The 23,964-nt window shown below is 74.0% G+C and carries 21 protein-coding genes; 11 read left to right on the top strand and 10 right to left on the bottom strand.

What is annotated here, in order from left to right; all coding sequences use genetic code 11:
- Window positions 1-172: 172 nt before the first annotated feature.
- From ACIHEI_RS19995 to ACIHEI_RS19985, 3 genes are all read left to right on the top strand, one after another.
- Entirely contained in the window at window positions 173-1,756 is a 1,584-nt protein-coding gene (locus tag ACIHEI_RS19995) for a hypothetical protein (RefSeq protein WP_396607553.1), read from the top strand.
- 153 nt (window positions 1,757-1,909) lie between these two features.
- Window positions 1,910-3,016, top strand: a complete 1,107-nt coding sequence (locus ACIHEI_RS19990) for a hypothetical protein (RefSeq protein ID WP_392951787.1) — start codon at window positions 1,910-1,912, stop codon at window positions 3,014-3,016.
- Between the two features lie 144 nt (window positions 3,017-3,160).
- The gene (locus ACIHEI_RS19985) at window positions 3,161-4,654 is read left to right on the top strand and encodes an alkaline phosphatase PhoX (RefSeq protein ID WP_396607552.1); all 1,494 of its coding nucleotides are present in this window, start codon (window positions 3,161-3,163) and stop codon (window positions 4,652-4,654) included.
- A gap of 113 nt (window positions 4,655-4,767) precedes the next feature.
- Here the strand turns inward: ACIHEI_RS19985 and ACIHEI_RS19980 are convergent, their stop codons facing one another.
- On the bottom strand, window positions 4,768-6,360 hold the full coding sequence (locus ACIHEI_RS19980) for a PucR family transcriptional regulator (protein WP_387646372.1): 1,593 nt from the start codon (window positions 6,358-6,360) through the stop codon (window positions 4,768-4,770).
- 282 nt (window positions 6,361-6,642) lie between these two features.
- On the opposite strand from ACIHEI_RS19980, the gene pruA reads away from it, so the two are divergent.
- Window positions 6,643-8,271 carry an L-glutamate gamma-semialdehyde dehydrogenase gene (gene pruA / locus ACIHEI_RS19975; protein WP_387862789.1) on the top strand — a complete coding sequence of 543 codons (1,629 nt, stop codon included), beginning with the start codon at window positions 6,643-6,645 and terminating at the stop codon, window positions 8,269-8,271.
- Window positions 8,272-8,363: 92 nt separating this feature from the next.
- A complete protein-coding gene (locus ACIHEI_RS19970) occupies window positions 8,364-9,293 on the top strand; it encodes a proline dehydrogenase family protein (protein WP_387646368.1) in 930 nt (309 codons plus the stop codon).
- 68 nt (window positions 9,294-9,361) lie between these two features.
- On the opposite strand, the gene ACIHEI_RS19965 is transcribed toward ACIHEI_RS19970, so the two are convergent.
- Together ACIHEI_RS19965 and ACIHEI_RS19960 are read right to left on the bottom strand one after the other, a co-directional pair.
- On the bottom strand, window positions 9,362-9,847 hold the full coding sequence (locus ACIHEI_RS19965; protein WP_396607551.1) for a barstar family protein: 486 nt from the start codon (window positions 9,845-9,847) through the stop codon (window positions 9,362-9,364).
- Window positions 9,766-10,884, bottom strand: coding sequence for a TerD family protein (locus ACIHEI_RS19960; RefSeq protein ID WP_392952014.1), 1,119 nt, complete (start codon window positions 10,882-10,884; stop codon window positions 9,766-9,768). Before ACIHEI_RS19960 ends, ACIHEI_RS19965 begins: the two co-directional genes overlap by 82 nt.
- 139 nt (window positions 10,885-11,023) lie before the next feature.
- On the opposite strand from ACIHEI_RS19960, the gene pepN reads away from it, so the two are divergent.
- On the top strand, window positions 11,024-13,516 hold the full coding sequence (gene pepN / locus ACIHEI_RS19955) for an aminopeptidase N (protein ID WP_396607550.1): 2,493 nt from the start codon (window positions 11,024-11,026) through the stop codon (window positions 13,514-13,516).
- Between the two features lie 210 nt (window positions 13,517-13,726).
- Here the strand turns inward: pepN and ACIHEI_RS19950 are convergent, their stop codons facing one another.
- Window positions 13,727-14,632, bottom strand: coding sequence for a hypothetical protein (locus tag ACIHEI_RS19950; RefSeq protein ID WP_396607549.1), 906 nt, complete (start codon window positions 14,630-14,632; stop codon window positions 13,727-13,729).
- Window positions 14,633-14,906: 274 nt separating this feature from the next.
- Here ACIHEI_RS19950 and ACIHEI_RS19945 point away from each other — a divergent pair, with 274 nt between their 5' ends.
- Window positions 14,907-15,404, top strand: coding sequence for an SsgA family sporulation/cell division regulator (locus tag ACIHEI_RS19945; protein WP_396607548.1), 498 nt, complete (start codon window positions 14,907-14,909; stop codon window positions 15,402-15,404).
- Here the strand turns inward: ACIHEI_RS19945 and ACIHEI_RS19940 are convergent.
- From ACIHEI_RS19940 to ACIHEI_RS19930, 3 genes are all read right to left on the bottom strand, one after another.
- Window positions 15,323-16,657, bottom strand: coding sequence for a GAF domain-containing protein (locus ACIHEI_RS19940; protein WP_396607547.1), 1,335 nt, complete (start codon window positions 16,655-16,657; stop codon window positions 15,323-15,325). The genes ACIHEI_RS19945 and ACIHEI_RS19940 overlap by 82 nt on opposite strands.
- A 183-nt stretch (window positions 16,658-16,840) precedes the next feature.
- Window positions 16,841-17,827, bottom strand: a complete 987-nt coding sequence (locus ACIHEI_RS19935; RefSeq protein ID WP_396607546.1) for a M56 family metallopeptidase — start codon at window positions 17,825-17,827, stop codon at window positions 16,841-16,843.
- On the bottom strand, window positions 17,824-18,192 hold the full coding sequence (locus ACIHEI_RS19930; RefSeq protein ID WP_387646350.1) for a BlaI/MecI/CopY family transcriptional regulator: 369 nt from the start codon (window positions 18,190-18,192) through the stop codon (window positions 17,824-17,826). The genes ACIHEI_RS19935 and ACIHEI_RS19930 overlap by 4 nt, the downstream gene beginning before the upstream one ends.
- A gap of 189 nt (window positions 18,193-18,381) precedes the next feature.
- On the opposite strand from ACIHEI_RS19930, the gene ACIHEI_RS19925 reads away from it, so the two are divergent.
- From ACIHEI_RS19925 to ACIHEI_RS19910, 4 genes are all read left to right on the top strand, one after another.
- Window positions 18,382-19,020, top strand: a complete 639-nt coding sequence (locus tag ACIHEI_RS19925; RefSeq protein WP_396607545.1) for a phosphatase PAP2 family protein — start codon at window positions 18,382-18,384, stop codon at window positions 19,018-19,020.
- Window positions 19,021-19,116: 96 nt separating this feature from the next.
- Entirely contained in the window at window positions 19,117-20,238 is a 1,122-nt protein-coding gene (locus ACIHEI_RS19920) for a TIGR03364 family FAD-dependent oxidoreductase (protein ID WP_396607544.1), read from the top strand.
- A 24-nt stretch (window positions 20,239-20,262) separates the two neighbouring features.
- Window positions 20,263-20,943: a phosphonatase-like hydrolase gene (locus ACIHEI_RS19915; RefSeq protein ID WP_387646344.1), complete on the top strand. Its 681-nt coding sequence runs from the start codon at window positions 20,263-20,265 to the stop codon at window positions 20,941-20,943.
- Window positions 20,944-21,130: 187 nt separating this feature from the next.
- On the top strand, window positions 21,131-22,345 hold the full coding sequence (locus ACIHEI_RS19910) for a glycoside hydrolase family 3 N-terminal domain-containing protein (RefSeq protein ID WP_396607543.1): 1,215 nt from the start codon (window positions 21,131-21,133) through the stop codon (window positions 22,343-22,345).
- Between the two features lie 42 nt (window positions 22,346-22,387).
- Here ACIHEI_RS19910 and ACIHEI_RS19905 read toward each other — a convergent pair whose 3' ends face one another.
- From ACIHEI_RS19905 to ACIHEI_RS19895, 3 genes are all read right to left on the bottom strand, one after another.
- A complete protein-coding gene (locus tag ACIHEI_RS19905; RefSeq protein WP_396607542.1) occupies window positions 22,388-22,855 on the bottom strand; it encodes a DUF6584 family protein in 468 nt (155 codons plus the stop codon).
- A 33-nt stretch (window positions 22,856-22,888) separates the two neighbouring features.
- A complete protein-coding gene (locus ACIHEI_RS19900) occupies window positions 22,889-23,440 on the bottom strand; it encodes a DUF6584 family protein (RefSeq protein ID WP_396607541.1) in 552 nt (183 codons plus the stop codon).
- Window positions 23,437-23,964: DUF6584 family protein (locus ACIHEI_RS19895; RefSeq protein WP_396607540.1), on the bottom strand; the 528-nt coding region annotated here is incomplete at its 5' end. The genes ACIHEI_RS19895 and ACIHEI_RS19900, both read right to left, overlap by 4 nt.

Genomic DNA, 23,964 nt, shown 5'->3' with positions numbered 1-23,964 from the left:
ACTCGTTCGGGGGGACGCCCGGGCGGCTCACGCTTTCGGTGGTGGCGGCCGATACGCTGGGTTGACGGGCCGACACACCGGTCCGCGCCGCCGATGCCCCGGCGTCCGCCCCTTTGTCGGACCGCCCACCGGGCGGCGGTTACCTCCGACGAACAGCGGGAGTTCGCGCGCGATGGCCGGACGAAGCCGTAAGACCCCTGAGCAGCAGCCGTCCGACGCCGAGGGCCTGCTGCCCGCCGACTACGACCTCGCGGAGCTGTACGGCTCCAGCAGCGGCGACGAGGACCCCGACGACACGGCGGTGCTGATCCCGCCGATCGTGCTGCCCTCGGACCGGGAACTCGCCGACGCGGCGCTCGCCGTCCCGCTGATCGCCCAGGTGGTCGCGCTGGCCCGCTGGATCGACCCGCACCGCGACGTCGACGAGCACGGCGACCTCGGCCCCGAGGACCGGATCCGGGCCGCCCGGATGCTCGGCATCGAGGACCCGGACGAGGAGGACGTCGTCGAGGCGATGCGCGCCTGGGCGCTGGCCTGCGACCTCGGCGCGGTGGAGACCGGCACCACCGAGGGCGGCACCCACATCGCCGTCCCCGGTGCCGACCTGCCCGCCGTCGAGGCCGGCGAGCCGGCGGCCGTGCTCGGCCTGTGGTTCGAGGCCGCCGAACTGGTCCGCGAACTCGCCGCCGAGGCCGAGTCGGTGGACCCGGACGTGGTCGAGGGCAGCGAGCGGGACGATCCCGAGGGCCTGGCCGAGGTGGAGGACGCCCGGGACCAGGCCGCCGAGATCCTCGACGAGGCGCTGCACGTGCTGTACGAGTCCACCGCGTTCGCCGAGCCCGGCGCCGACACCACCGTCCCGCTGGGCGTGCTGGCCGCGCTGCTGGTCGTCCCCGAGGGCGAGGAGCCCGACGAGGAGATGCTCGGCGAGATCACCGACCTGATGGTCGTCCTCGACCCGATGCTCGGCGACCTCGCCGAACTCGGCCTGGTCGAGCACACGCCGATCGACCCCGAACTGTTCGAGGAGGAGGACGACGCCGCCGCCGCCGAGCCCGAGCACCCGCTGACCGACGAGGACGCCGCCCGCTTCGGCACCGTCCGGCTCACCCCGCTCGGCCAGTACGCCGTCCGCGAGTGGCTGATCGCCGACGGCTTCGACGCCCCGCTGATCGGTGACCTCGCCGACCTCGACGGCCCCGCCCTGCTGCGCGCCCTCGCCGAGAACGGCAACACGTTCGCCGAGCCCGAGCTCAGGGCCTGGCTGGCCGCCCGGGAGGACGCCACCGACGCCGCCCGCGCGCTGCTGTCCGGCGGGCGGGGCCGCGACGTGCAGTCGCCGGTGCGCCGCTACTACTGCGGGTTCGCGCTCGGCGAGCTCGGCGAGGACGCCGTCCCCGCCGTCCGGGAGGTCGTCGACGACCCCGAGCTGGGCGGCCTGGCCCGCGAGTGGCTGCGCGCCCGCGGCGAGGACGTCGAGGCCGCCGAACGCCCCGACGCGCTGTGGCGGGTGGTCGACTCGGTGGCCGCCGTGCTGCTGCTCACCGCCGGTGAGGGCGGCCGCCTGCAGGCGCTGGTCGCCGACCTGCCGGTCACCGACAACCCGGCCAGCTACTTCGGCGAGGTGTGGCGGGTGCCGCACCCGTTGACGCCCGAGGTGCTGGAGGTCATCGGCGCGCTCCACCTGGACCGCAAGGTCGCCAAGGAGGCGCGGCGGGCCGCGATCAAGGCCCGTTCGCTGAGGGCGCAGCGCTGACGGGCAACCCGGGCGGGTTCCCGCCGCGTCACCCTGGCGGAAGACCACCGCGAAGCTGATGGATCGACAGGTTCCCCGGGCCGTATGGTGGTCGCCGTGCCGGGCCCGCCCGGCAGCAGAACGGTGTGGCGAGTGCCGGGGGTGCGGCGAGAAATGAAGAGGCAGCACGCGAGCGGGCCGTGGGAGATCGAGGAGGTCTACGCGGACCAGGAGGCGTACAGCCGGCGGCTGATGGCCGGGGCCGGGTTCCCGGTGTTCGGCTGGGAGCACCGCGCGGGCGGCCTGCCCGGGCGGGACGTCCTCGCCGAGTACCAGGTCGACAACGGCGAACTCGGCTGGGTGGAGGTCCGCTCCGGTGACTGGAACCGTGCGGACGGTCCGTACGTGACCGTCCGCACCTACCGGCCCGGCGCGGAACTCACCGAACCGCTGCCCGACCTGGAGGACGTGGTCGAGGACGAGCGCGACCGGGTGTACGAGCAGCTCGGCATCGACGAGGGCGACACCCCCGGCGGCGTGCGGGCGCTGCGCGAGTGGATCACCGTGGACGGCGACCCGCGCGCCCTGCAGATCCACGAGGACCGCCGCCCCGGCGCCGGCACCGTCTGGGCCGGCCGGCTGTGGATGGACGGCACCACCGTCACCGTCACCGGACGCGGGGTGCCGCCCGGCGCGATCGAACTGCGCGGAATCGCCGACTTCGAGCAGTACATCATCGGCCGCACCGCGCTGCTGCGGACCCTGGCCGCCCGCCGGACCACCGTGCCCGAGCCCGCGGCCGAACCGACACCCGCCGAACTCGGCCTGACCGCCCACCGCGAACTCGTCGAGCACGGCATCGCCCGGGCCACCGCGATGGTCACCCAGCTCCGGGCCGGCCGCAGCGCGAGGCTGCCCCGGCACCTGCGCGGTGCGGACCGCAAGGCCCGCTGGGAGACCGTGGTGCGCCAGCAGATGTGGCTCGCCTCGGAGACCGAGGAGGAGGCGGACAGCGCCGTCACCTCGATGGTCAACCACCTTGGCCGGCTCGCCCACCACGTGGACTGGCTGACCGGCACCGCGGAGGGCGCCGCGGCCGCCGAGGAGGTGGTGCGGTACACCGTGTTCGCCAGTGAGGTGCCGAGCCTGCCCGCGCAGCGCGCCTGGGAACGCCTGTGGGCCGGGGGCACGCCCGAGCTGCCGTCCGGCACGGAGGACGCCTGGCTGACCGCCTGGGAGCAGTGGCGCGTCGAGCGTACCCAGCACCGGAACCAGTGGTAAAGGCCCGGTCATGGGGCCGTCTCCGGTTGGCAAAACGGTCGGTGGATCGGCGCTTTGACGTAGCGTCCGATTCACGCCCGGTTCACGCGCGGGCCGGACTCTGACGGTCACCGATCCGTCTCCTTCTGCTGAGGAGTGACCGTCATGTCGCTGTCCCGCCGGGACTTCGTGAACCGTTCGACCGTGCTCGGCGCAGGCGTCCTGATCGCCGGAAGCGCGGAGGTCCTCGCCACCGCGCCCGGGGCGATCGCCGCTCCCTCCGGCGGCGAGGCCGCCCTCGCCGGGGCCGGGCACGCCGCGGTCGGCTACGGCGCGCTGGTGTCCGACCCCGAGGGCATCCTGGCACTGCCCAGGGGCTTCTCCTACGAGATCATCACCCGCACCGGCGTCACCACCCTGCTGACCGGCGAGAGCACCCCCAGCAACCACGACGGCACCGCCGCGTTCGAGGGCCGCCACGGCGCGACCCTGCTGGTCAACAACCACGAACTGGCCGGCCCGCGGGCGAACTGGCCGCACCCCGTGCCGCTGCTGGACGGCTACGTGTACGACCCGGCGGCGGCCGGCGGGTGCACGGTCGTGGAGGTGTCCGGGCATGGTCATTTCCAGGAGGACGGCGACGATCACGGTCGCGGGCACGGGTACGGCAGGCGGCGGGTGCGGGAGTGGGTCGGCATCGCCGGCACCGCCACCAACTGCGCCGGCGGGGCCACCCCTTGGGGCACCTGGCTGACCTGCGAGGAGACCGAGGACAAGGCCGGCACCAACGGCTTCACCAAGGACCACGGCTACGTCTTCGAGGTCGACCCGCACGACCAGGACGCCAACCGGAACCCGCAGCCGATCAAGGCCTTCGGCCGGTTCCCGCACGAGGCCGTCGTCATCGACGAGAAGCGCGGCCACGCCTACCTCACCGAGGACGCGGCCAAGCCCAACGGCCTCTTCTACCGCTGGACGCCGCCGGCCGGCTTCCGGCACGGCAAGGGCAAGCTGCGCACGCTGGCCGCCGACGCGGGCGCGCTGGAGGCGCTGAAGGCGTTCGACGCCCAGGGCAAGCTGGTCGACGACCTCTCCCGCGCCACCAAGCCCGGCACCACGTACGGCGCGGACTGGGTCAAGGTCGCGGACCGGGACGCCCGCACCACCTCGATCCGCAAGCAGTTCGCAGCCGGCGAGATCACCCGGGCCCGCAAGCTCGAAGGCATGTGGTGGGGGGACGGCGGCATCTACTTCGTGTCGTCGTTCGCGCGCGAGGAGTCGCCGCTGCAGCACGACGGGCAGGTCTGGTTCTACAGCCCGGCCCGGCGGACGCTGACGCTGAAGGTCATCCTCGGGGTCAACGCGGATGTGTGGACGGACAAGGGGAACTTCGACGGCCCCGACAACATCACGGTGTCGCCGCACGGCGGGCTGATCATCGCCGAGGACGGCAACGGGCTGCAGCACCTGTTCGGGGCGACTTCGGACGGGCGGACGTATGCGCTGGCGCGGAACGAGCTCAACCTGGGGACGGCGGAGAAGCCGGAGTTCAGCGAGTTCACCGGGGTGACGTTCTCGCGGGACGGGCGGACGTTGTTCGCGAATATTCAGGAGCCGGGGATCATGCTCGCGATCAGTGGGCCGTGGCACCGGATGTGACACGTTTTTAGGTGGTCCGCCCGGGGAGGGGTGTTGCGCTCCTTTGGGCGGACCTTGCCGTTTGTGGGTGGTTGCTCGCGCAGTGCCGCGTGCCCCTGACGGGGCGCGGACCGTTAGTCGGAGAGGCGCAGTTGGAGCATGGCCAGGAGGCGTTGTTGGGGTTGGGTCAGGTCGAGGCCGGTCAACTGCTCTGCTCTGCGGACTCGGTAGCGCAGGGTGTTGGGGTGGATGTGGAGGGCGTCTGCGGCTGCGCGGACTTCGCCGAGGGCTTCGAGGTAGGCGAGGACGGATTCGGCGAGGCGGGTGTGGTGGCGGGTGTCGTAGGTGGTGAGGGCGGTGAGGCGGGGGTCGCGGAGTTCGGGGCGGTCCTGGAGGAGGGCGAGGACTTCGGAGACCAGGACTTCGGCCTGGACGTCGTGCAGGGCGGCGACGTCGGGGACGACGCCGCCGCGGCCCATGGCGTCGAGGATGCGGTCGGCCTGGGCGCGGGAGGAGGGGACGTCGGCGAGGCCGGGGACGGTGGGGCCGATGGCGGCGCGCAGGGGGATGGCGAGGTGGGTGCGGGCGGCGTCGACGGTTTCCTGGGCCCAGTCGCGGAGGGTGGACTGCGGGAGGGCGGGCGGGAGTTCGGGCAGCAGGACGTAGATGCGGGAGTCGACGGGGGCGAGCAGGGCGCCGCGGTGGCGGGCGGCGGTGTGGACGGAGATCAGGCCGGTGACTTCGTCGCGGGAGAGTTCGACGTCGCGTTCGGCGGTGGCGGCCGGGGCGTAGGCGAGGACGGTGGCGGGGCGGCGCAGGTCGAGGCCGAGGTGGGTGGCGAGCGACTGGGGGCCGGTGGAGCCTTCCAGCAGGCCGGTGAGCAGGGTCTGGGTGAGCCGGGCGTCGGCCGACAACTCGCGGCGGCGGCGCACCAGTTGGCCGGCGGCGACGCGGGCGGCGCCGACCAGGGCGCGGTCGGCGGTGGGGGCGAGCGGGCGGGTGCTCTCCTGGACCCAGATGGTGCCGAGCGGCTGGGCGCCGGAGCGGATCGCGATGGCGAGGCGGCGGCGGATGCCGAGTTCGGGGTGGGCGGCGATCTCGATCGCGCCGTCGGAGCCGCGCAGGTGGGAGAAGACGCCCCATTCGCGGAGCTTGGCGAGGTAGGGCTCGGGCCCCTGGCGGCCGAGGATGGACAGCCGGCGCAGGTCGTCGACCTCGTCGGAGTCGGAGGTGCGGGAGTAGGCGAGGACCCGGCTGGAGGTGTCCTCGATGGAGACGATGCCGCCGGTGAGGACGGCGACGGTCTGGGCGAGGGTGAAGAGGTCGCCGGTGTCGGCCTCGCCCGGTTCTCCGCTGTCGGGTCCGGCGAGTAGGGCGCGGGCGAGCGAGTCGAGGTGTTCCCAGCGGGTTTCGCGGCGTACTGAGAGGAGGGCGACGCCGGCTTCGGTGGCGGCCTCGCGCAGCGCGTCGGCCTGGCCGGGCCCGTCGAGTTTGACGGCGACGGCGGCGGCCCGGGCGCGGCCGGCGGCGCGCAGGGCGGGGAGGGCGGCGCGGCCGCGGGCGCCGATGGCCAGGACGAGTTCGCCCGGGGCGGCGGTCGGCGGGTCCTCCGGGTCGAGGATGGCGACGTCGCGGACCGGGACGTCCAGGCCGGCCGGCGCGGCCTGGAGTTCGACCAGGGGTTCGCCGAGCGACATCAGCAACTGGCGCAGCGGCAGGCCGTTCATGGGCGGGGTCCTCGTCGAGTCACTGTCGGGGTCTGGCGGGGTCCGTCGAGCCCGTCGGGTCTTCGTCGGGGCGGACAACATCCCGGCCTCGAGTTTAGTGAGCCGGACAGGATTCGGCGGCCGTGACCGGTACGTGACGGTGTTCGTCCGGGCGGACAACGGCGAGCGGGGGACTTTGGCGGCGCGGCCAACAGTTGGCGGCCAGGACGGGGAATAGCGTTCGTGACATGGCCGACGTGTGAACCCCGTCGGCGTCCCATGACGAGAAGGAGAGCGTGCGCCATGGATGCTGTGACCCAGGTCCCCGCGCCGGTCAACGAGCCGGTCCACAGCTACGCCCCCGGGAGCCCCGAGCGGGCCCGCCTGGAGGCGAAGCTGAAGGAGCTGGGCGGCCAGGGGCCGATCCAGCTCACCATGACGATCAACGGCGAGCAGCGCCTCGGCGGCGGCTCCGAGTTCCACGTGGTGCAGCCGCACAACCACGCGGCGAAGCTCGGCACGCTGCGCAACGCCACCCAGGACGACGCGCGTGAGGCCATCGACACCGCGCTGGCCGCCGCCCCGGCCTGGCAGGCGCTCTCCTTCGACTCGCGCGCCGCGATCTTCCTGCGTGCCGCCGACCTGCTGGCCGGCCCGTGGCGCGAGACGCTGGCCGCCGCCACCATGCTCGGCCAGTCGAAGACCGCCCAGCAGGCGGAGATCGACACCCCCTGCGAGCTGGTCGACTTCCTGCGCTTCAACGTGCACTTCGCCCGGCAGATCCTGGCCGAGCAGCCGATCTCCTCGGACGGCGTGTGGAACCGCATGGACCACCGCCCGCTGGAGGGCTTCGTCTACGCGATCACCCCGTTCAACTTCACCGCGATCGCCCTCAACCTGCCGACCGCGCCCGCGCTGATGGGCAACGTGGTGATCTGGAAGCCGTCCCCGACGCAGCAGTTCGCCGCGCACTACCTGATGCGTCTGCTGGAGGCCGCCGGCCTGCCCAAGGGCGTCATCAACATGGTCACCGGTGACGGCCTGGACGTCTCCGAGGTCGCGCTGAAGCACCCCGCGCTGGCCGGCATCCACTTCACCGGCTCCACCCCCACCTTCCAGCACCTGTGGCGCACGGTCGGCGAGAACATCTCCAACTACCGCACCTACCCGCGGATCGTCGGCGAGACCGGCGGCAAGGACTTCCTGGTCGCCCACCCGTCCGCCGACAAGGCGATCCTGAAGACCGCGATGACCCGCGGCGCCTTCGAGTTCCAGGGCCAGAAGTGCTCGGCGCTGTCCCGCGCGTACGTCCCGGCCTCGATCTGGGCCGAGCTGAAGGACGACTTCCGCGACGAGGTCGAGTGGCTCACCATGGGTGACGTCACCGACCTGGCGAACTTCATGGGCGCCGTCATCGACGAGCGTGCGTTCGCCAAGAACAAGGCCGCGATCGACCGCGCCCAGGCAGACCCGAAGGTCGAGGTCCTGGCGGGCGGCACGTACGACGACTCGGTCGGCTACTTCGTCCGCCCGACCGTGCTGGTCTGCGAGGACCCGACCGCCGAGTACTTCAAGGACGAGTACTTCGGCCCGATCCTCTCCGTGCACGTCTACGAGGACGACAAGTACGACGAGATGCTCGCGCAGATGGAGTCGGTGTCGTCCTACGGCCTGACCGGCTCGATCATCGCCCAGGACCGCGAGGCCGTGCAGCACGCCATGCACGTGCTGCGCAACGCCGCCGGCAACTTCTACATCAACGACAAGCCGACCGGCGCCGTCGTCGGCCAGCAGCCCTTCGGCGGCGGCCGGGCCTCCGGCACCAACGACAAGGCCGGTGCCAAGCAGAACCTGATGCGCTGGACGTCCACCCGGTCCATCAAGGAGACGTTCGTCCCGCCGACGGACTACCGCTACCCGCACATGGGCTGACCCAGCCCCGCTGTGCTCTTCGGCGGGGCGGCCGCCACCCCGGCCGCCCCGCCACCTCTCGCCACCAGCTGAACCTTGATCCGGGAGTACCGATGCTCCGTTCCGCCCTCCTCGCCGCCTCGCGCTCCCCGCAGGTGCGCACCATGGTCGAGAAGTTCCCGCCCACCCACGCGATAGTCGAGCGCTTCGTCGCCGGTGACCGCCTCGACCAGGGCGTGGACGCGACCGAGACGCTGGTCAACAGCGGCCGCAAGGTCACCCTCGACCACCTCGGCGAGGACACCAAGGACGCCGCCCAGGCGGCCGGCACCGCCCTGGCGTACGAGCACCTGCTGACCGCCCTCAAGGAGACCGGCCTCGCCGCGAACGCCGAGGTCTCCGTCAAGCTCTCCGCGGTCGGCCAGTTCCTGCCCGTGGACGGCGAGAAGATCGCGCTGGAGAACGCCCGCCGGATCTGCCAGGCCGCCGCCGACGCCGGCACCACGGTGACCCTCGACATGGAGGACCACACCACCACCGACTCCACCCTCGGCATCGCCCGCGAACTGCGCGCCGACTTCCCGTGGCTCGGCGTCGTCCTGCAGGCCTACCTGCGGCGCACCGAGGCCGACTGCCGAGACCTCTCCCACGAGGGCTCCCGGGTGCGCATCTGCAAGGGTGCCTACAAGGAGCCCGAGTCGGTCGCCTTCCAGGGCAAGCACGAGGTCGACCTCGCGTACGTCCGCGCGCTGAAGGTCCTGATGGCCGGTCAGGGCTACCCGATGGTGGCCTCGCACGACCCCAACATGATCAAGATCGCGGGCCAGCTGGCCGAGTGGAACCGCCGCGACGTCACCTCCTTCGAGTACCAGATGCTGTTCGGCATCCGCCCCGAGGAGCAGCTCCGCCTCGCCGAGGCCGGCAACACCATGCGCGTGTACCTGCCGTACGGCCAGGAGTGGTACGGCTACTTCATGCGCCGCCTCGCGGAGCGCCCCGCGAACCTGACGTTCTTCCTGCGGGCGATGGCCACCCGCGGCTGACGTCGGCTCAACTCCCGCACGGGGCCCGTGGCATGACGCCACGGGCCCCGTCGGCGTGCGGAGGGCCGTCAGCCGGCCGCGCCGCGCAGGCCGATCAGACAGTGCAGGGAGGTGGGGCGGCCCCCGGTGAAGGAGGGGTCGGTGAGGGTGTCGGCGAGTTCCGTGAGGATGCCGACGGCGGTCCGGAACTCCCCGGGGGCCCGGTCGTGCAGGAGGGTGAGGTCGGTCACGACGATCAGGGCGGTGTCGCCGGGGGCCCCGTGCAGGCCGCTCCACAGCGAGTCGGCGAGGGCGTCCCAGCCGCGCCGGCCGAGCAGTGGCGGGTCCATGGGGAGCGCGCCGCGCACGGCGTCGAAGAAGTCGGCGCGGGAGGCGGCCGCGGCGGTGTCGACCCGGTAGCGCAGGACGGCGTCCCGGGCTGCTGCGGCCCGGCCGATCGCGGACGGATCGACCAGGGTGACCCCGGGGGCGCTCAGAGCATCGCCGCCGCGGGCTGGACCATGGAGCGGGCGGTTTTGGCGTCGACGTATTCGCCGAGGGCGGTCATGACCCATTCGCCGGAGAACTGTCGGACGAGTTTGCACATGGCGACGCCGGTGCGGGGTTCGGCGTGGGTGAGGTCGAAGCGGACGAGTTCCTCGCCGGTGGCGGCGTCGGTCAGGCGGCAGTAGGCGTTCTTGATGTCGGTGAACTTCTGGCCGGAGAAGGAGTTGACGACGAAGACCAGGCCGCAGACCTCGGGCGGCAGGCCTTCGAGGTGGACGGTGATGGCTTCGTCGTCGCCGCCGCCCTTGCCGGTCAGGTTGTCGCCGGAGTGGGCGATGGCGCCGTTGAAGACCGAGAGCTTCATGAACCAGGCGGTGTCGATCTTCTCGCGGCGGGCGTCGAAGGCGATCACCGAGGCGTCCAGGTCGATGCCGCGGCCGTGGTGCGCGGGCTCCCAGCCCAGGCCCATCCGGATCGAGGCGAGGAACGGCTTGCCGGCCTTCTCCAGGGAGACCGAGCCGCCCTTGACCAGGTTGACCTTGCCCTTGTCGAGGGTGATCTTGCCGACGGCGGGGGAGCCGGACGGCATGGGGGGTGCGGCCGCGGCCGGTGCGTCCTCGACGGTGACGCCGAAGTCGGTGGCGATGCCGGCCAGGCCGTTGGCGTAGCCCTGGCCGACGGCGCGGATCTTCCATTCGGCGCCGCGCCGGTACACCTCGACCACCACCAGGGCGGTCTCGCCGCCGAGCCGGGGCGGGGTGAAGGCGAACAGTTCGCGGCCGCTGTCGGCGTCCCGGACGGTCGCGGTGGGCTCGGTGCCGGCGAAGGTGGCCTGCCGGTCGTCGAGGGAGGCGGTGACCACGATCCGGGTGACGTCGGCGGGCACGCCCGCGGTGTCGACGGTGATCGCGTCGGGGTTGCCGCCGGCGGCCGGACGGTGCGTCACACCGGGGCCGGTGGGGGCGTTGAAGAAGACGAAGTCGGCGTCCGAACGGACCTTGCCGGACTGGGTCAGCAGCAGCGCGGACACGTCCAGCTGCTTGCGCGCGGTGACCTCCACCACGACCCGGCTCGCGCCGAGCGACGCATTGCCGCCCCGCACCAGAACTGTCGTCACGTGCTCCTCCTCGACTCGCCGCCGCGACACACCCTAGCCAACTCCCCGGACCGCCCCTGGTACGCCGCCAGCGAATCCGGGTCGAACCCGCTTGCCGGTCCCGGGCGGGCTCGGCGAGCATGCAGTCATGCCAGCACTGCAACGAGCCGAAGCAACTGTCCGTGCCCGCCTGTTGGCGGTCCACGGCTACACCGTCGACCTCGACCTGACCCGCGGACCGGACCGGTTCGGCAGCACCACCGTGATCCGGTTCGGATGCGCCGAGCCCGGCAGCGACAGCTTTGTCGACCTGGAGCCGGCCACCCTGCACCGGGCCGTCCTGAACGGGCAGCCGCTGGACGTGGCCGCCCTGGACGGCAACCGGCTCGCGCTGCCCGGACTGCGCGCCGAGAACGAGCTGCTGATCGAGGCCGAGATGCGCTACTCGCGCACCGGCGAGGGCCTGCACCGCTACACCGACCCCGCCGACGACGCGGTCTACCTGTACGCCACCTGCGGCCCCGACCTGGCGGCCAAGGTGTTCGCCTGCTTCGACCAGCCCGACCTGAAGGCCCCCATCACCCTCACCGCCACCGCCCCCGAGGACTGGACCCTGGTCTCCAACGGGGCGCCGGTCAAGTCCGAGGGCGGGCACTGGGAGTTCGTCGCCACCAAGCCGATCTCCACCTACCTGTTCACCGTGGTGGCCGGCCCGCTGCACTCGGTGTACGGCGAGCACGACGGCATCCCGCTCGGCCTGCACGCCCGCCGCTCGCTGGCCGCCGAACTCGACCGCGAGGCCCCCGAGTTGTTCGAGGTGACGGCCGCCTCGTTCGACCGGCTGCACGAATTCTTCGACGAGCGCTACCCGTTCGGCGAGTACCACCAGGCGTTCGTCCCCGAGTTCAACTGGGGCGCGATGGAGAACCCCGGCTGCGTGGTCTTCCGCGACGAGATGCTGTTCCGCTCGCCGGCCACCGACGTCGAGCGGGAGCGCCGCGCCATGGTGGTCTGCCACGAGATGGCCCACATGTGGTTCGGCGACCTGGTCACCATGCGCTGGTGGGACGACCTGTGGCTGAACGAGTCGTTCGCCGAGATGCTCGGCTACCGGATCGCCGCCGAATCCACCCGCTTCACCGGCACCTGGACCGGCTTCTCGGTGCAGCGCAAGGGCTGGGGCTACGACGCCGACCAGCGCGCCTCCACCCACCCGGTGGCCGGCAACGGCACTCGCTCGGTCGCCGAGGCGATGGTCAACTTCGACGGCATCTCCTACGCCAAGGGCGCCTCCGTGCTGCGCCAGCTGGTCGCCTGGCTCGGCGACGAGGCGTTCTTCACCGGCCTGAACGCCTACTTCGCCGACCACCTGTACGGCAACGCCGAACTGCCCGACTTCCTGGCCGCGCTGGCCACCGCCAGCGGCCGTGACGTGCACGCCTGGGCCGAGAGCTGGCTGCGCACCAGCGGCGTCGACACGCTGCGCGCCGAGACCGAGCGCGCCGACGACGGCACCCTGACCGCGCTCACCGTGGTCAACGAGGGCGAGCGGCCGCACCTGATCGAGGTCGGCGGCTACCGGATCGAGGACGGCCGGGTCGTCCCCGTCGGCCGCGCCGCCGTCGAGCTCGCCCCCGGCCGCCGGGTCGCCGTGCCCGCCCTGGTGGAGGCCGGTGCGCAGCTGGTCGTCCCCAACGACGGCGACCTCAGCTGGGCCAAGATCCGGCTGGACGCGCACTCCTGGCAGCTCGTCACCGAATCGCTGTCCGCAGTCGAGGACGACGTCACCCGCGCCGTGCTCTGGGCACACGCCCGCGACCTGGTCCGGGACGCCGAGCTCGACCCGGTCGCCTACCTCGGCCTGCTGGAGCGGCACCTGCCCGCCGAGACCTCCGACGCGATCGTCGAGGCGGTGCTCACCTTCGCCCACCTCCACGTCGTCGGCCGGCACCTGACCGGCGAACGCCGCACCGAAGGCCTGGCCGCGCTCAGCCGCACCGCCCGCGCGCTGGTCACCGGCGGCGCCGGCGACGGCATCCGGCTGGCCGCGCTGCGGGTCGCCGTGGAGGCCTCCGGCGGCGAGCAGCAACTCGCCGAACTGCGCGGCTGGCTGGCCGGCGACGGGGTCCCCGCCGGGCTGGAGATCGGCCCCGAGCTGCGCTGGGCGGGCCTGGCCCGACTGGCCTCGCTCGGCGAACTCTCCGAGGAGGAGATCGCTGCGGAGCTCGCCCGCGAGCCCGGCACCGAGGCCGAGTTCGGCGCCGCGCAGTGCCGGGCGGCCCGGCCGGAGAGTGCGGCCAAGGCCGCGGCGTGGCAGGTCCTGTTCACGCCCGAGTCGATGTCCAACCGTCTGCTGGAGGCCACCGCGCGTGGTTTCTGGGCCTCCGGTGACCCGGAGGAGAAGGCCGCGTACGCGCTGCGGTACTTCGAGCGGATCGGGGAGGCCTCGGACCGCGGCGACATTGTCGCGCACTTGCTCGGGGGGACGCTGTTCCCGGTGGACCAGGCGACGCCCGAGGTGGTGGCCGCGGCCGAAGCTGCGCTCGCGGAGCCGGAGTTGACGCCCGGGCTGCGGCGGAACCTGGCCGACTGCGCGGACGATTTGCGGCGGGCGCGGGCGATTCGGGTGGCGTTCGAGTAGGGGCGCGAAAGCAGGGGCCCGGGGACAGCGGTTGTCCGTGGCTGCGGAGGGTCAGAGACGGGGACCAGAAACGGCGGACCGCTCCGCGCCCTGTTGATCCTCCGCAGGCACGGCCCCGCCGTTCCCCGGGCCCCTGAATGCGCACCTCCGGGCCCCTGAATGCGCACCCCGGGCCCCTGGAGGGGGCTTCACTTCCGCACTGCCGGAGGCTCAGAAGCTGCCGCGGGCTGCGACTGCGCGGGTGGTGGGGAGGGCGAAGGCGGAGGCGGTCCAGGTTTCCGGGGTGGTGGGGGTGGGGGCGGCGAGGGCGCCGGTGACGGTGAAGGTGTAGGTGCCGGGGGGCAGTTGGAGGTGGGACGGGGTGGTGAAGCGGTAGATCAGGGTGTCGCGTTCGAGGGCGATGGTGGCGACCGCGCCCGGCAGGTCGGTGGCGGGGACGGTGCCGGGGAGGGCGGCGGGGCGGGCGAGGCGGAACTCGACCTGGAGGGCCGTCATCGTTTCGCCGAGCTGGATCTGTACGACGTGCCGGGTGCCGGCGCGGCCCAGGGCGTCGACCCGGGCGGTGCCGCTCAGCGGCTGCGAGGGGGCGGGCGCGGCCGTCGGTGAGGGCTCGGCGGGGTTCAGGGGCGAGTGGGTGTCGCTCGGGGACGGCGTCGGGGACGGCGTGGTGGGGCCGGCGGGGATCGACGGCGAGGGCCGGGTCGACGGGGCGGCGGGGATGCTCGGCGAAGTGGAGGGTGCGGCCGGGCCGGTGGCGGCTGCGGGGCGGGCTCCGGTGCGGGTCGGGCCCGGGACGGGGGAGGCGGTCGCGGAGCCGCGCGGGGGCGGCGGGGTGTCGGTGGGCTCGTCGACGGGGGTGGCGTCGGTCGTGGGCGAGGCGTCGGGGCTGGGGACGGGCGGGCCGCCGACGGTGACTCCGGGGCGGCGGCCGATCTGCTGCTGTTCGTTCAGCAGCCAGGTGGTGGCCAGGCTGATGCCGACCACCGTGGACATCGCCATCGCCGCGCCGGAGAAGCGGATGGTGGGCAGCCGGAGCCGTCCGCCGAAGGGCCGGGGGCGGCCGTGCCGGCCGGTTCGCCCGGCGGCGACGGGCCGGGAGTGCTCGCGGAGCGCCACCGGGCTCCCCTTCCTGGGTCTGGTCCGCGTCCGGCGTTCGGTCCGAACGCCACGCCGCATCCCGCGCCGCCGGGGGTGCCCGGACGAACGGCGGAGGAAGGACGAGAGTACCAGCGGCCTGACGGTCCGCCAGATTCCGGACCGAACCCGGGTGCGAATCGGGCCGCCGCCCGCCGGCCGGAAGCGGACATCCGTGCAACCCCCTGCAACCGTTGCGGGCGCCGGTGTGCGGGAGCAGGCTTGGCGGACACCCAGCCGTCCCGGAGAGACAGCCATGCCGCGCGATCCGCTGCCCGCCCCGTCCGACCAGCCGCTCGCCGCCACCCCCACGGGCGGCGAGCCGGCCGGAGCCGCCGTGCCCCGGGTGCTGGAGGAGACGCTGGTGCTGCGGATCGCGCTGGACGAGGAGCAGGTCGGCGAGGTGCGGACGCGGTTCCGCTACGACGCCGCCGCGCCGTACGAGGTGCGCCTGACGTTCCACGCGGGGCGTCCCGACGAGGCGGACTGGGTGTTCTCCCGCGATCTGCTGCGGGACGGCCTGGATTCGCTGTCCGGCCAGGGCGACGTCAAGTTGTGGCCCACCCACTGCCCGTGCCACGGGTTCACCCTGCACCTGGCGCTGGAGTCCCCGCACGGCAGTGCGCTGCTGGAGGTGCCCCGGTCGCAGGTGAAGGACTGGCTGGAGCGCAGCTACCGGATCGTCCCGGACGGCCAGGAGGCCGAACTGCTGCCCGACGACGAGGAGTTGGCGCAGCTGCTGGCCGAGGGCTGAGCCGCTCCGGGCAGTCGCAGTACGCCGTGTGCCAGGTCGGCCCGCAGTGCCCGTACGGCCGGGGCGGCCGAGCCGGGCAGCAGGTCGTACGGGTCGTCGGGACCGAGCACCGTCACCTGGGCGCAGGCCGCCAGCCGGTACGGGCGGGCTTCCAGCAGCGGGCCCAAGTGCCTTCGCAGGCGGGAGAGTTCGGCGCGGACGGTGACGGTGCGGGCGGCGTCGGCGAACAGTTCCCCGGCGAGTTCGGCGGCGCTCAGGCCGTCCCGGTGCAGGGCCAGCAGCAGGAGCAGTTCGGTGTGCCGCGGGCTCGGGGTGTGCGACCAGCTGCCGGCGCTGCCGTTCACCCGCAGCTCGGGACGGTCGGTGCGGCGCAGGTCGAGTTCGATCAGGCCGGCGCCGGGGTGCTCGGCGTCCTCGGCGGGCCGCGGCGCGGACGGGCGGATCAGCCAGCCGTCGGCCAGCGGCTCCACCACGCACTCGCCGAGGGTCGGTACCCAGCGCACCCCGCCGCCCTCCCAGTTCTCGGCGGGCAGCGCCAGCCGGGGCGAGGCGGGGACGCCGACCGCGGCGGCCGTCCAGCCGGCCGGGTCGACCACCAGCGCGGGGCCGCCGAAGCGGGCCAGCAGCGGTACCGCGACGGTGCGCAGGTGGTGCAGGGCCTCCAGGTGGGCGGCGCGCAGTTCGGTCTCGGCGAGGCGGGCGGCGGTCAGCGCGAGCTGCCGCAGGTAGTGGCGGTCGCCCGCGGCGGGGCCGCTCAGGTCGACCACGCCGGCCGGGCGGCCGGTGCGCGGGTCGCGGATCGGCACGCCGTAGCAGCTCCAGTTCTGGTGGCTGCGCAGGTAGTGCTCGGCGGAGTGCACCTGGGCGGGCCGGCCGGTGCGGGCGGCCAGGCCGATGGCGTTGGTGCCCACCTCCTCCTCGGCCCACAGCGCGCCCTGCTCGAAGCCGATCGAGTCCACCGCGCGGCGCAGCCGCTGCTCGCCGTCCATCCACAGGACCCGGGCCTTGGGGTCGGAGACCGCGAGCACCAGCGGGGTGGAGTCGCCGGGGGCGAACAGGGTGGAGCGCAGCACCGGCAGGACGGCGGCCAGGCCGGTGGCGCGGCGCAGTTCCTCCAGTTCGGCGGGCGGCAGCCGGTGGGTCTCGCGGGGGCGTTCCGGGTCCAGGCCGAGGCGGCGCAGGCGGGCCCAGGAGTCCTCGATCTCCGGTCGGACGGGGTGGGCGTCGTCGGGGGCGGGCCGCTCGCCCGCCATGATCCGTTCGTATGCGCGGGCGGGGATGTGCACGCGGGTCGGGGGCCGGACGCCTCTGCTGCCGTGCTGCATGCGTACCCCCCGTGTCGACGTCGGCTGTCAGCGTAGGCCGATTCGGCGTGGACACGCCGAACCGGGGAAATGATCTCGTGCACGCGGCGCCCGCCGGTCGGTTCCGCCCGGTCAGCGGTGCTGTGCGGGGCGCTCGCCCTGGGCGGTTTCGACGGCCCGGTGGAGGTCGTGGCCGGCCTCCGCGATGGTGACGGCGGTGCCGGCCAGGCAGCCGGCCAGCGCGAGCGCGGCCAGGGCGCGGGAGGCGCGGCGGTGGCGCGGGGGGCCGGGGGCGAGCAGGGCGCGGACCCGGCGGGGCACCGGGCCACCGGCGGCGGCGGGCGCGAGCCGGGGGCGCGGGGCGGCCGGGGCGCGGGCGGCGGCGAGTGCGGCGCGGCCGATCGCCCGGGCGATGAGCGCCCGGTCGCCGACCTCGGCGGCGGCGCACTCGTCGGCCCAGCGCTCCAGGTGGTAGCCGAGCGAGCCGCGCAGCGGCCGCAGCGCGGGGTGGCAGGCGGCGGCGTACTCGGCGGCGGCCAGCAGCAGGTGGTGGCGGCCGGCCAGGTGGGCGCGCTCGTGGGCGAGCAGCGCGGCCCGCTCGGGGGCGCTGAGCGCGGCCAGCATGCCGGTGGTGGCGACGATCCGGGGCGGGCGGCCGGGCAGCGCGTAGGCGTCGGCGCGGTCGTCGTCGAGGACGGTGAGCGCGGCCGGGCCGGTGCGGCGCAGCCGGTCGCGCAGGCCGGTGGGGGCGCCGCCGGTGGCGCGGCGGGCGCGGCGCAGGTCGGCCAGCTGGTGGTGGGCGGTGCGGGCGGCGAGTGCGCCGATCACCAGCAGGGCGAGCGCGGCGGCGGCCGCGGCGGGCGCCCACTGCGTGCCGGAGAGTGCGTCGGGCAGGCCGTGGGCGGGGGAGAAGTGGGCGAGCGCGCCGACGTACGGCAGGTGCAGCAGGCCGGTGACGGTGAGCAGGCCGAGCGAGCCCAGCGCGGCGGTGCCGAGGACGACGGCGGTGCTGGCCAGGGTGAGTGCGGCGGCGCGCGGGGCGAGCTGCTCGGTGAGCCGGCGGGCCAGCGGGGCGGCGAGCAGCGGCAGCAGCAGCGGGATCCAGACGGCCCAGGTCACGGTTGCTCCCCGAGCAGTTCGCGGAGCAGCCGTTCGTCCTCGCCGGACAGGTCGGAGACGAACCGGGCGAGCACGGTGGAGCGGTCGCGGCCGCGTTCGAGTTCGGTGCGCATCCGGCGGGCGGCGAGGCCGTCGGCGTCCTGGACGGTCGGGGTGTAGGCGAAGGCCCGGCCCGCCTTGGTGCGGGCGACGGTGCCCTTCTCGTGCAGCCTGGCCAGGATGGTGGCGATGGTGGTGCGGGCCAGGTCGGCGTCGAGCGCGTCCTGCACCTGTTGCGGCGTGAGCGGGGTGCCGGCGGCCCAGAGGACGGCGAGCACCTGGGCTTCGAGCTCTCCCGCCGGCCGACGGGCGGTCGTGTCCGTCATGTCGCGCGAACCTCCGGCGTTCGTCTACAGTCCTGTCGATCGACGTCTACACCACTGTAGACGCCAAGGGGGTGCCCGGAACCGGACCCCCCCAAGGTAACGGGAGGTCCGCCAGCCTTGCCCCAGTCACTGCTCCTCGGAACCGCGAGCACGCCGCACGCCGCGTCCGTTCTGGTACATGTTGTCCCTGTGACTCCGAACGTTCATCCCTCCGCCCGCCTGCTCGCCTACGACGGCAGTGGCATCGACGGCAGCCTCTACACCCGGGTCACCGGGTGGGCCGAGTCCGCCCCGCACTGGTTCGACCAGCTGACCAAGGAATGGTCCGCGTACGGCCTCGCGGTGTTCGCGCTGCTGATGGTGTGGGGCTGGTGGCGGGCCCGGGCCGCCGACTCGGTGGTGATGGCCCGGGTGCTGGCCTCGCCGCTGATCGTGGTCGGCGCGTACCTGGTCAACTCGGTCTTCAAGGGGATCGTCGAGGAGAACCGGCCCTGCCAGCAGATTCCCGGCAGCTTCACCCTCGAGGCCTGCCCGGCGCCCGGCGACTGGTCGTTCCCCAGCAACCACACGGTGATCGCGTTCGCCGCCGCCACCGCGCTCTGGTACGCCGACCGCCGGCTCGGCTGGATCGGCCTGGTCGCCGCCGTGCTGATGGGCGCCTCCCGGGTCTGGGTCGGCGCGCACTACCCGCACGACGTGGCGGTGGCCGCGGTGGTCGGCATCGTGGTGGCGCTCCCGCTGGCGGCGCTCGCCGTACGGGCCGCACCGCTGGTCGACCGCCTGCGAACCGGCCCGCTGGGCCCCGTTCTCGGAGCCGGAGCCGCCTGACCTCTCGCAGGTTGTATGGACAACTCTTGCGGGCGGTTCACCTGCCCGACGGGAGCCGGACGACCTGCGGCCACCTCGGCGCCCGAGCCTGTCCGCATGAAGGTAATCGTCGTAGGAGCCGGCGTGCTGGGCACCATGCACGCCTGGCAGGCCGTCGAGCGCGGCCACGAGGTCGTCCACATCGAGCGCGAGGCCGAGGCGCGCGGCGCGTCCGTCCGCAACTTCGGACTGGTCTGGGTCAGCGGACGCGCCGCCGGTGAGGAACTCGAGGTCGCGCTGCGCGCCCGCGAACTCTGGGAGCAGATCGGCGCCCGCGTCCCCGGCCTCTGGTTCCGCCCCAACGGCTCGCTCACGCTGGCCCGCACCGAGGCCGAACTCGCCGTCGCCGAAGCCGCCGTGAAGCTGCCCGACGCCGCCGCCCGCGGCTACCGGCTGCTCGACGCCCACCAGGTCCGGGCCGTCAACCCGGCGCTGCGCGGCGACTTCCTCGGCGGCCTGCACTGCACCCGGGACGGCGCCGTCGAATCCCGGGTCGCCCAGCCCGCGCTGCGCGCCGCGCTGGAGGCCACCGGCCGCTACACCTTCCTGCCCGGACGCGAGGTCCGCGAGGTGGTCAACGCCGCCGCCGTCCGCGACGACCACGGGCAGCTGCACCAGGGCGACCAGGTCATCCTGTGCACCGGCGCCTGGCTCGGCGGCCTGGTCCGCGAACTCGCCCCTGACCTTCCGGTGCGCCGGGTGCGCCTGCAGATGATGCAGACCGACCCGCTGGGCGAGACGCTCACCACCTCGGTCGCCGACGGCGACTCGTTCCGCTACTACCCCGCCTTCATCGGCCCCGAGCTGGACGCGCTGCGCGCCGGCCAGCCGCAGCCGCCGGTCGCCGCCGAGCACAAGATGCAGCTGCTGATGGTCCAGCGCAAGGACGGCGGCCTCACCATCGGCGACACCCACGAGTACGACCAGCCGTTCGGCTTCGACGTGGTCGAGGACCCCTACGAGCACGTCGCCGAGGTCGCCGAGACGCTGCTCGGCCGCCCGCTGCCGAAGATCCGCCGCCGCTGGGCCGGCGTCTACGCCCAGTGCCTGGACACCACCCGGGTGGTGCACCGCCAGCAGATCACCGAGGGCACCTGGCTGGTCACCGGCCCCGGCGGCCGCGGCATGACCTGCTCGCCCGCCATCGCCGAGACCACCGCCGACCTCGCCGGCCTCTGACACCTTCGATCGCATAGGCAGAACATGACCACGCACGATGTGACCCTGGTGGTGCTCGACATGGCCGGCACCACCGTCGCCGACGACGGCCTGGTGGAGCTCGCCTTCGCCGCCGCCGCCCGCTCCCAGGGCGTCGAACCCGGCAGCCCCGAGCACGCCGGCATGCTGGCGCACGTCCGCGCCACCATGGGCGAGTCCAAGATCTCGGTCTTCCGTCACCTGTTCGGCGACGAGGACCGCGCCCAGGCCGCCAACCTGGCCTTCGAGGCCGGCTACGACAGCCTGGTCGACGAAGGCCGCTGCGAGGCGCTGCCCGGCGCCGCCGAGGCGATCGCCGAACTGCGCGGGCAGGGACGGAAGGTCGTCCTCACCACCGGCTTCTCCCGCACCACCCAGGACCGCATCCTGGCTGCGCTCGGCTGGGAGTCCGTCGCCGACCTGACGCTGTGCCCCGCCGACGCGGGCCGCGGCCGCCCCTACCCCGACATGGTGCTCACCGCGCTGCTGCGCACCCGCACCGACTCGGTCCGGCAGATCGCGGTGGCCGGCGACACCGGCTACGACATGCTCACCGGCACCCGGGCCGGCGCGTCCGTGGTGGCCGGCGTGCTCACCGGTGCCCACGACGAGGCCCGGCTGCGCGCCGACGGCGCCACCCATGTGCTCGGCTCGATCGCCGAGCTGCCGGGGGTGCTGCTGGGCTGAGGTGCTGTACGGCTGAGGTGCTGTACGGCTGGCGTGCTGTACGGCTGAGGTGCTGTACGGCTGGCGTGCTGCTCGGCTGACGTGCTGTTCAGTGGCCCCGGGGCGGTGACGCCCCGGGGCGCGCGGGGGCCAGCCCGAGGGCGCGCGTGGGATGGCCCGATGGTTGTTCGCGTGCTTATCTGACGGTATGTCGCTCTCACTGAGGTCGGTCGGCCTGCTCACGCTCGGACTGGCGCTGGCCGCCGGCTGCGGATCGCCCGCCAAGAGTCCGTCCCCGAGCCCCGCGACCGGCAGCGCCGAGCCGACCACGAACGAGCAGCCCACCGGCCCGTCGCCGTCGCTCTCGCCGACCGCCTCGCCGTCGCCGACCGCCTCGCCGACCGCCCAGCCGTCGGCGGCCGCCGCCGACCTCGCCGGGCAGCGGATCGTCTACTCCTACCCCGGCACCACCCCGCCCGCCGCGCTGCTGCAACGCATCCGCGAAGGCCGGGTGGCCGGAGTGATCTTCTTCGCCGAGAACGTCGGCAACGACCCGTCCGTGCTGCGCACCGCCGTCAGCCAGCTCCGGCAGGCCGAGCAGCAGGCCCCGCACCCCCGGCCGCTGCTGCTGATGACCGACCAGGAAGGCGGCCTGGTCCGGCGACTGCCCGGCGGGCCCGCCCAGTCCGCGAAGGACGTCGGCCGGGCCGCCAACCCCACCGCCGCCGCCACCGCGACCGGCGGCCAGGCCGCCGCGACGCTCTCCGGCTTCGGCCTCAACCTCAACCTGGCGCCCGTCCTCGACGTCTTCCGCACCCCCGGCGACTTCGCCGACAGCGCCCAGCGCTCGTACAGCACCGACCCCGCGGTCGTGGGCAAGCTCGGCTCCGCGTTCATCAAGGCCCAGCAGGGCGCCGGCGTCGCCGCCACCGCCAAGCACTTCCCCGGCCTCGGCAGCGCCCCCGCCGGAGCCAACACCGACGAGGAACCCGTCACCCTGAACGTCTCGGCGAACCAGCTGCGCACCGTCGACGAACGCCCCTACCAGGACGCGGTCGCCGCCAACGTCAAACTGGTGATGCTCTCCTGGGCGATCTATCCGGCCCTCGACCCCGGCACCCCCGCCGGGATGTCCGGCACCATCGTCCGCGACGAACTCCGCGACCGCCTCCACTTCCAGGGCGTCACCGTCACCGACGCGCTGGAGGCCAAGGCACTCGACCCCGTCGGGGGCACCGACAAGCGTGCGCTCGCCGTCGCGGACGCGGGAGTCGACCTGATCCTGTGCTCCGCCCGCGACGTCAACCAGGGCGACCAGGCCGCGACGGCCCTGGCGGGCGCGCTGGACTCCGGGGACCTGGACCGGGACGCGTTCACCGCCTCCGCGAACCGGGTGGACGCGCTGCGGGACTCGCTCAAGTAGCGGGCGGCGCAGGCGGGTTCAGCGTTCGGTGGAGGGCAGGTGTCAGGCTGCGAGGCGGCGGCGGAGCTCGCGGAGCTGCTCGTCCGAGGCCAGCGGCGCGGACGGGACCGGAAGGATCTCCTCCCGGCTGTCGTCCGGAAGGTCCGACCAGGCAGGGAGACGGCCGGTTGCCTCGCGGTGCAGGATGGCGAGGCGGCGGCGCGCCGTCGGTGTCGACGGCGGGTTGCGCTCGGGATCGGGCCAGACCAGCAGCTTGAGGCGGCGGGCCGGGTCGCGAAACTGCCGTTCGAACGCTTCGAGTTCGGGCCAGGTCAGCGCGTCGTCCAGGAAGTTCCACCGGCCGACCTGGGCCGCGTGCATCCAGTCGTGGTACGCCTTGGCGAAACGGCGGCGGATCGTCAGGTCGGTCGGGTAGCTCGACACCAGGCCGCGCAGCCGCCGCCGGGCCAAGTCGTCCCGGTGCTCGCGCAGGTCGGTGTCGACCTTGGCCAGGGTGGACTCGATGCTCACGGCCCGGATCATTGCCGCCCAGGGGGCGGCTGGTCAACCGAGTTGGTGCAGGACCAGCGCGATCAGGGCCGTGCCGGCGGCGACGAGCAGCGTCAGGCGGAAGGCGGCGACGTGCATCGGCATTCCGGGCGGGGGTGGCGCGAACTCGGGCTGTGGCGAATGTTGTTGGGGCTGAGGTGGGATCGGGCACGGGTTCGTCGTCGCCGCGTCGTCCGGGTGGTCGGGCCAGGTGGGTGGGGTGCCGGTGGCCTGGTGGTGGAGGGCGGCGAGTCGGCGGCGGGCGAGCGGGGTCGGCGGCGGGTTGTGCGTGGGATCGGGCCAGCGCAGGACGGCCAGCCGGCGTGACGGGGCGCGGAAGCGGCGTTCGAAGGCGAGGAGTTCGTCCGTGGTGAGCGATTCGTCCAGGTAGCTCCACCGGCCCGACTCGTCGAGGTGGCCGATCCGGCGGTAGTGCTCGGCGAGGCGGCGGCGGAGCGCCAGGTCGGTCGGGCGGCTCGTCAGCAGGCCGAGCAGACGTTGGCGGGCCAGGCCGGGGCGGCCCTCGCGGGCGTCCTTCTCGGCTCTGGCCAGGGTGGATTCGGTCATTTGGTGGACGCTTTCACAGGAACCGGAGGACGGTGGTGATCGTGCCGATCACGGCCGGGGAGAGGAGGGCGGCGGGGGTGATCAGGCAGGTGGGGAGCAGGAAGCCGCGGGGTTCGGGCCCGGGACCCGGTCCTCCGGGCGATGTACGGATCGGTCCAGGTGACCGGGCCGCCGTCGCCGCCGACGGCGGGCTCGCGGAGGGCGGGCTCGCGGAGGGGGGACTCGCGGAGGGCGGGCTCGCGGAGGGCGGGCTCGCGGAGGGCGGGCTCGCGGAGGGCGGCAAGGCGGGCGCGGGCCGTCCCGGTCGGGGCGTGGTCCTCGGGGGCGCGCCGGCAGAGGGCGATCATCCGGCGCGGCGGATCCGGGTGGCGGGCCTCGAACGCCGCGGTCTCCGCCGGGTCGGCGGACTCGTCCAGGAAGTTCCAGCGCCTCGCCTCGGCCGGCTCGCCGTACAGGCGGTACACGGTGGCCGGCCGGTGGCGCGCCGTCAGGTCGGTCGGGTGGTCCGCGATCAGGCTGCGCAG

The sequence above is a fragment of the Kitasatospora sp. NPDC051984 genome (assembly GCF_044593455.1).
Taxonomy (GTDB): domain Bacteria; phylum Actinomycetota; class Actinomycetes; order Streptomycetales; family Streptomycetaceae; genus Kitasatospora.
Note: the sequence above shows the minus strand (reverse complement) of the source record. Positions and strands in the feature narration are given on the sequence as shown.